6 protein-coding genes and 1 pseudogene are annotated in these 7,315 nt (G+C 75.2%); 2 read left to right on the top strand and 5 right to left on the bottom strand.

Going from position 1 to position 7,315, the window contains the following annotated elements; genetic code table 11:
- Positions 1-91 precede the first annotated feature (91 nt).
- On the top strand, positions 92-811 hold the full coding sequence (locus tag ACSNOK_RS28555) for an SDR family NAD(P)-dependent oxidoreductase (protein WP_436783681.1): 720 nt from the start codon (positions 92-94) through the stop codon (positions 809-811).
- Positions 812-836: 25 nt separating this feature from the next.
- Here ACSNOK_RS28555 and ACSNOK_RS28550 read toward each other — a convergent pair whose 3' ends face one another.
- Positions 837-1,796 carry an AEC family transporter gene (locus ACSNOK_RS28550; RefSeq protein WP_436783680.1) on the bottom strand — a complete coding sequence of 320 codons (960 nt, stop codon included), beginning with the start codon at positions 1,794-1,796 and terminating at the stop codon, positions 837-839.
- 85 nt (positions 1,797-1,881) lie between these two features.
- On the bottom strand, positions 1,882-3,237 hold the full coding sequence (locus ACSNOK_RS28545) for a threonine synthase (protein ID WP_436783679.1): 1,356 nt from the start codon (positions 3,235-3,237) through the stop codon (positions 1,882-1,884).
- Between the two features lie 726 nt (positions 3,238-3,963).
- Between ACSNOK_RS28545 and ACSNOK_RS28540 the strand changes: the two genes are divergently transcribed.
- On the top strand, positions 3,964-4,659 hold the full coding sequence (locus tag ACSNOK_RS28540) for a helix-turn-helix transcriptional regulator (RefSeq protein ID WP_436783678.1): 696 nt from the start codon (positions 3,964-3,966) through the stop codon (positions 4,657-4,659).
- 92 nt (positions 4,660-4,751) lie between these two features.
- Here the strand turns inward: ACSNOK_RS28540 and ACSNOK_RS28535 are convergent, their stop codons facing one another.
- The 3 genes and pseudogenes from ACSNOK_RS28535 to ACSNOK_RS28525 form a co-directional block, all read right to left on the bottom strand.
- Positions 4,752-6,185, bottom strand: coding sequence for a thiamine pyrophosphate-dependent enzyme (locus ACSNOK_RS28535; protein WP_436783677.1), 1,434 nt, complete (start codon positions 6,183-6,185; stop codon positions 4,752-4,754).
- 115 nt (positions 6,186-6,300) lie between these two features.
- A pseudogene (locus tag ACSNOK_RS28530) lies at positions 6,301-6,612 on the bottom strand (thiamine pyrophosphate-binding protein); the annotation flags it as partial.
- Between the two features lie 135 nt (positions 6,613-6,747).
- The coding region (locus ACSNOK_RS28525) for a PucR family transcriptional regulator (RefSeq protein WP_436783676.1) at positions 6,748-7,315 on the bottom strand (568 nt) is incomplete at its 5' end.

Below are 7,315 nucleotides of genomic sequence, written 5' to 3'. Positions count from 1 at the left end.
GGGGCGGAGGGGACGGTTCGTGGGGAATCCGAGCAAGTGATCGACCACTGTTACGTTGGAGACCGAACGAAGCAGTGGGCAGGAGGATTTCGTGACACGCACCGTTCTCGTCACCGGAGGCACCAGCGGTATCGGCCGGGCCGTGGCGGCGGCGTTCGCCGCCGACGGCGCCGAGGTCTTCGTCACCGGACGCACCCCCGCGACCGTCGAGCGCACCGCCGAGGAACTCGGTGTGCACGGTGTCGTCTGCGACGCCGGCGATCCCCGGCAGGTGGAGGCGCTCGCCGCCCGGTTCGACACGCTGGACGTCCTGGTCAACGCCGCGGGCGGGCTGGCCCGGGCCGTACCCGGCGCCGAACCGGACCTCGACGCGCTCCTCGCGCAGTGGCGGGAGAACCTGGCGCAGAACCTGCTGACGGCCGTACTGACCACGGCCTCGGTGCGGGACAAGTTCACCGGCGACGGCGGCGCGGTCGTCAGCATCGGTTCGATCGGCGCCGAACGCGGGGGCGGCTCGTACGGGGCGGCCAAAGCCGCCCTGGCCGCGTGGAACGCCTCGCTGTCCGCCGAGCTCGCCCCCCGGGGCGTCACCTGCAACGTCGTCGCCTCCGGGTACGTGGCCGGCACCAACTTCTTCCGGGACGGGCTGAGCGAGGAACGCGAGCGCGCGCTGGTGGAGGAGACGCACGTCAAGCGCGCGGGAACGGTCGACGACATCGCCCGGACCGTGCACTTCCTCGCGTCACCGGGGGCCCGGCACATCACGGGCCAGACCGTGCACGTCAACGGGGGCGCGTTCACCACCCGTTGACGGCCCCCGCCGCCTGCCCCGCCCGCTACCCGCCCGGCGTCAGGAGCAGCGCGAACGCGGACAGCGTCACCATCGAGACCAGCGTCGAGACGACCACCGCGTCGCGCGCGAGGGCGACGGCCGCGCCGTACTCGCGCGCGTAGACGTAGACGTTCTGCGCGGTGGGAAGGGCCGAGCAGACGACGGTCGCGAGGAGCTGGTGGGGCGGGAGGTGCAGGACGAAGCGGCCGGCCGCGTAGGCGGCCGCCGGCTGGACCAGGGTCTTCAGGAAGACGGCGGCTCCGAGTTCCGCCCGGGCGCCCGCCGGCCCGGTGGCCGCGCCGCGGGCACCGTGCAGGGACAGGCCCAGCATCACCAGTGCCGTGGGGACGCCCGCCCGGCCGAGCAGGTCGCAGGAGCCGTTCAGGGCGGCCGGCAGCTGCCAGTGGGCGGCCGAGAAGACGCCGCCCGCCGCGGCGGCCAGGACGATGGGGTTGCGGACGGGCGCCAGGAGCGCCCGCCCGGCCCGTCGGCGGGCCTCGCCCGTCCCGGCGCCGAGCACCGCGAGCATCAGGGGCGTCACCACCAGCACCTGGAACAGGATCACCGGAGCCACCACCGACGCGTCGCCCAGGACCTGGGCCGCCACGGGAATGCCGAGGTTCCCGGAGTTGACGTAGCCGGCGACGAGCCCGCCGACCGCCTGTTCGGCGGGCCCGCGGCGGAAGAACCGGCGGGACGCGGCGGCCCCCAGCAGGAGGGTCAGGGCCGTGCCGGCCGCGAAGGCGAGCATCGAGGCGTTCGCGAAGCCGGCGAGCGGGGTCCGCGCGAGGAGTGTGAACAGGGCCGCCGGCATGGCGATGTGGAACACGAACCGCCCGAGCACGTCCTCCGCGTCCCCGCCGAGCAGCCCCGTCCTGCCCGCCAGGTAGCCGACCACGGTGAGGGCCCACAGCGGGACGAAGGCGGAGAGGAGGGCGGTGAGGGCGTGCGGGGCGGCGGGCATGGCTGGTCCTCGGACGGGGGCGCCCGTCAGGGGACGGGAGGGAGAGAAGGGGCGGAGTCCGGCAGGGGTGGCGGAGGCGCGTCGCTCACTCCGGCGGCTTCGCCTTGAGCCCGTTCCCGCACAACGGCACGACGGCGAACGGACGATCGCCCTCCACCGCGTGCTCTGGTACCAGCCCCTCCCGCAGAGCCGCCCAGCACACGGCCGACGTCGGCTCCACGTAGAGCCCGTTGCGGGCGAGTTCGCGGTGGGCGGCGACGATCCGGTCCTCCGGAACCGTCACGAACGTTCCCCCCGTCTCCCGTACCGCCCGCAGGACCTGCGAGCCACGGGCCGGGCGGGCGACGGCGATGCCCTCGGCGACGGTCGGCGTGACGGTGACCGGCTCCGGCACGTCGCCGCCCGCCGCTGCGGCGCGGGCGAGCGGCGCGCAGCCGGCGGCCTGGACCGCCGTGATGGCGGGCAGCCGGTCGATCAGCCGCTGGTCGAGGAGTTCCTGGCAGCCGAGGCGGGCGCCGAGCACCAGAGTGCCGTTGCCGGCCGGGAGGACGAGCGTGCCGGGCAGCCGGCCGCCCAACTGCTCCCACAGCTCGAAGACATAGGTCTTGGTGCCGTGCGGGAAGAACGGGTGGTGGACGTGGCTGGCGTAGAACGTCCCGGGCTCCTCCGCCGCGCGGGCCGCCGCGGCGGCGGTGTCCTCGCGGGAGCCCTCGATCCGGCGCACCACCGCGCCGTACGCGCGGAGTTGGGCGACCTTGCCCTCGGAGGTGGCCGCCGGTACGTACACCTCGCAGGCGAGGCCCGCGCGTGCCGCGTAGGCGGCGACCGCCGTCCCCGCGTTGCCGCTGCTGTCCGCCAGGACCTTGGGCACGCCCAGCCGGGCGGCCAGCGCCACCAGCAGGACCGCGCCTCGGTCCTTGAACGAACCGGTGGGCATCAGGTGATCGGCCTTCAGGAGGACGTCCGGCCGGCCGGGAGCGCCGATCAGCGGGGTCATGCCCTCGCCGAGGCTGATCCGGGGCGGGCGCGGCATCGGCAGCGCCTCGGCGTACCGCCACAGGGTGGGCGGGCGCCGGCCGAGTTCGACCGCGTTGGGCATGGCGGGCGCGAAGCCGTGGACGTCCAGCAGGCCGTGGCAGCCGGCGCAGCGCCACGCCAGATCGGCGAGGGCGTGCAGGCGTCCGCAGGTGGCGCAGCGCAGCCGCACCCCGCCGTACGGGGCGTCGGGGGTGCCGGGGCCGTACGCGTCGCGGGAGGAGACGTACGCGTCACGGGAGGGGAGCGGGGCGTGCGGTGGGTTCGGCTCGTGAGCGCCGTACGAGCCGTGCGCGCGGTACGGATCCCGCGGGCGGTACGGCTGTTTCGAGCGGAACGGGTCGTCGGTGCCCGGCGGACCGTAGGGGCGGAGCGGGCCGGAGGGCCCGTCGGCCGGAGAACGCATCGTGCAATCCCTCCTTGAGTCCTCCTCGTGCGTCACGTCGGCCGGTCGGCGGCGGCGGTCCGGCGGACGGAGCGGCGGGGGGCCGGGGCGCGGAGCCGGGGCGGGAAAGGAGGTGCGGAGTGGTTAACGCCGCGTCGTGCGGCCGTCCCGTCGTCCGTACGGTCATGCGCCAGCCCCTCCTCCCGCGCCGCCCGGTGCGTCCGGTGCTCCGGATCCGGCCCGCGACTCCCGGCGCCCGGCGGCCTCGGGGCCGCGAGGCCATGGGAACCGCGAGGATCTCGGCGGCCGAGGTCACCAGCCCGTCCAGGCAGAGTGTCCAGCGATCTAGACAGTTCGTCAAGATTTGAAGCGCGTATCCCCGATGACGTACTTCTAGTCTCGTTCCGGACACGCGGGACGCGCGGGGGGCCGGGGTCCGGGCGCCGGAGTCCGGGAGCCGGAAGGATCGGACGGCCGCCGGCGGCGAACGACGGCGGCCGGCGGCCCGTGGACGGCGGGCGGGCGGCGAACGGCGGGCGGGCCGGACGGTCCGGCGAGGCTGATGGGCGTGCGGAGGCAGGGATGACATCACCGGCATCAGCGGGACGGGCGTCGGCGCGGCCGGCGCCGCCGTCCTCCGAGGACGCGCCTTCCGCCGCTCGGGGGCCCGCCGGGCCGGAGGGCGGCCCGACGGACGCCGTCTCGCCGGATGCCGCCGCCCCGGATGTCACCGCGCCGGATGCCGTCGTGTCGGGTGCCGCGGGGCCGGAGGCCGACCCGGCGGGCGCCGACGGTACGGCGGACGCCGTGCTGCGGGCCCTGCGCCCGGTCGTCGACGGGCTCGCCGCCACCTTCGGTGCCCAGTGCGAGGTCGTGCTGCACGACTACCGCACCCCCGACGCCAGCGTCGTGGCCCTCGCGGGCTCGGTGACCTCGCGAACCGTGGGCGGGGCCATGAGCGAGATCGGCCTGGAGATGCTCGCCCGCGGCGACACCGCCCAGGACAAGCTCAACTACGTCACCAAGACGCCCGACGGACGCACGGTGAAGTCCTCCACCCTGCTGCTCCGCGACGGCGCCGGCCACGTCTTCGGGTCGCTCTGCGTCAACCTGGACATCACCGAACTGCGGCTCGCCGCCAAGGCGATGGCCGCCCTGGTCGGCACCACGGCGGACGCCGCGCCGCCGGCCACGACGGTGTTCTCGGACGACATCGGCGAAGTCGTCACCGCCGTGATCGCGCAGGAGGAGGAACGGCTCGGCCGGCCGCTGGCCCACGACTCGCGGCAGGGCCGGCTGCGGGTGATCGAGGCGCTGGACGCGCGCGGGGTGTTCCGCCTCAGCCGCTCCGCACAGGTCGTCGCCGAACGGCTTGGCGTGTCGCGGGCGACGGTGTACGCGGATCTGGGGCTGGTGCGGGGGGAGCGGCGGGCGCCGGACTGATCCCGTCGCCTGGCGCCCGGCGCCCGGCGGGCGCGAGGCGCCCCGGCCATCCCGGAGCACCGAGGCGGGGGCGGCCCGGCTCCCGTCCGCCGTCAGCGGTAGCGGGCGATGTCGTCGTAGTGCTGCCGCAGGGCCGGTGACATCGCGACGCGGCCGTCTCGCAGCAGGTTCCCGGCGATGGCGGAGGCGGCCGTCTCGCCCTTGCCGAGGGCCTCGGCGATATGGGCGGCGTGAGCGGGCTGGAGGGTCTCACCGAACGGGGCCTCGTAGGGGTCGGTGACCGCTTCGACCAGACACGGCCCGTCGAACGCCATGGCCTCGGCGAAGACGCCGGCCGCCTCGGCGGGGTCCTCGACGCGGAAGGCCCGCAGCCCGCAGGCCCGGGCGACGGCGGCGAAGTCGACGGGGTGCAGGGCGCAGCCCATCTGGGGGTTGCCGAGCAGCGCGGTCTGCTCCCACACCTCCAGGGCGAGGGAGTCGTTGCGCAGGACGACGACCTTGACGGGCAGGTCGTACTGGGCCAGGGTGGCCAGTTCCCCCATGCCCATGCTCAGCGATCCATCGCCGGTGAAGGCGATGACCGGCCGGCCGGGGTGGGCGAGCTGGGCGCCGATCGCGTAGGGCAGGGCCGCACCCATGGTGCACAGGGTGCCGGAGAAGGAGTAGCGCATACCGCGGCGCAGCCGCAGCCGGCCGCCCCACGCGGTCACCGTCCCGGCGTCCCCGGTGACGATCGCCTCGTCGGGCAGCGCCTTCGACAGTTCCCAGGTGACCACCTGGGGGCGCATGGGGGTGCCGGAGGAGGCCGCCTGTTCGCCGATCAGATCCCACCAGCGGCGGGTGGTGGCCCGCGCACGTTCCAGGAAGGACCGGTCCGCCTTGCGCTCCAGCAGCGGCAGCAGCCGTTCGAGGACCGCCGCCGCGTGGCCGACCAGGCCCACCTCCACGGGATAGCGCAGGGCGATGCGGTCGGCGTTCAGATCGATCTGCACCCCGCGCGCCTGCCCGGGCCGGGGCCAGAACTCGTAGTACGGCGTGGACGATCCGACGATCAGGAACCCGTCGCAGTCCTCGAACGCCTCGTGGGAGGCGCGGGTGCCGATCAGTCCCATGCCGCCGGTGGTGTACGGGCTGTCGTCGGGGACGCAGTCCTTGCCCAGGCCGGCCTTGACGATGGGCGCGCCCAGCACCTCGGCCACCCGCTCCAGCAGGTCGCCCGCGCCACGGGCACCGGCCCCGGCGCAGATCGCCACCCGAGAGCAGGAGTTCAGCACCTCGGCCGCCGCTCGCAGCCGCTCGTCCGGCGGGACGACGGTGAACGGCTGCCCTGCCGGTGTGAGGTGCCCGGCCGGTGAGAGGCGCTCGCCCGGTGAGAGGTGCCCCGGCACGTTCTTCGGCGAGGCGGTGTCCTGCTCCAGCGTGAAGGACTGGACGTCGATGGGGATCGCCAGGTGGGAGGGCGTGCGGTTCATCAGCGCGCTGCGCACCGCCAGATCGGTGGCGGTCACCGCGTGGGCCGGGCCCATGACCCGTTCGGAGAAGGGGCACGCCCCCTCCAGCAGGCGGTCCGAGGGGCAGGTCCTGCAGGAAGTGGGCGCCGATCGTGTCGTGGTACGACAGGCCGGTGACGGCGATGACCGGGGCGCCGTCGATCCGCGCGTCGTACAGGCCGTTGAGCAGGTGCACCGCTCCCGGTCCGGCGGTGGCCACACAGACGGCCGGGCGGCCCGTGAACTTCGCGTGGCCCACACAGGCCAGCGCCGCGTTCTCCTCGTGGCGCATGTGCACGAAGCGCATCTCGGGGTGGGTGCGCAGTGCTTCGAAGAAGCCGTTGACCTGGTCCCCGCAGATGCCGAAGCAGGTGTCCACGCCCCATTCCAGCAGCCGCTCGACGATCAGGTCGGACGTCGTCTTCGACGAACCTGGCTGCTTCTCGCCGGGCGGTGCGGGCATGAGGCGGCTCCTCGGCGCGCGGGTACGGGACCGCTTCCACCCTGCTCCCGGGCCCCCGGGCACGCACCCCCGGCGAGGCCGTCCGAGCGGGCGGCACCCGGAGGCGCGCCGGCGGCGGACAGGGGCCGGGCCCCGTCAGCTCATCCGCAGCGCCAGGAAGAAGTCCAGCTTGTCCTCCAGCCGCGACAGGTCCCGTCCCGTCAGCTGCTCGATGCGGCCCACCCGGTACCGCAGCGTGTTGACGTGCAGGTGCAGCCGGGTCGCGCAGCGTGTCCAGGAGCCGTCGGAGGCCAGGAACGCCTCCAGGGTGGGGATGAGTTCGGCGCGGTGGCGGTTGTCGTACTCGCGCAGGGGGTCCAGGAGGCGGGCGGTGAACGCGCGGCGGACGTCGTCGGGGACGAACGGCAGCAGCAGCACGTGCGAGGCCAGCTCCTGGTGGCCGGCCGCGCAGACGCGTCCGGGCCGGGCGGCGGCGACGCGGCGGGCGTGCCGGGCCTCCTCCAGGGCGCCGCGCAGGCCCTCGGCCGAGTGGACGGCGGCGCTCACGCCGAAGGTGAGGCGGCCGTCGCCGTCGAGCCCCCGGGAGAGCGGGGCGCGGACGGCGGCCAGCAGCGCGTCGGCGTGCAGGGCGGTGTCGGCGTCGGCCTGCCCCTCCTCGTCGTCCTCGTCGTCCCCGCCGGGGGCGGCGGGGGCCGGGGGGGCG

This window comes from Streptomyces sp. URMC 126 (assembly GCF_051386555.1).
In the GTDB taxonomy this organism is placed as follows: Bacteria; Actinomycetota; Actinomycetes; order Streptomycetales; family Streptomycetaceae; genus Streptomyces.
The sequence above is the reverse complement of the archived record's forward strand: the minus strand, read 5'-3'. Positions and strand labels throughout refer to the sequence as shown.

Excerpts from the sequence above, each read along its gene's own strand:
- ACSNOK_RS28550 (WP_436783680.1), bottom strand. The coding sequence starts at position 1,796 with ATGCCCGCCGCCCCGCACGCCCTCACCGCCCTCCTCTCCGCCTTCGTC.
- ACSNOK_RS28545 (WP_436783679.1), bottom strand. The coding sequence starts at position 3,237 with ATGCGTTCTCCGGCCGACGGGCCCTCCGGCCCGCTCCGCCCCTACGGT.
- ACSNOK_RS28535 (WP_436783677.1), bottom strand. The coding sequence starts at position 6,185 with ATGGGCCCGGCCCACGCGGTGACCGCCACCGATCTGGCGGTGCGCAGC.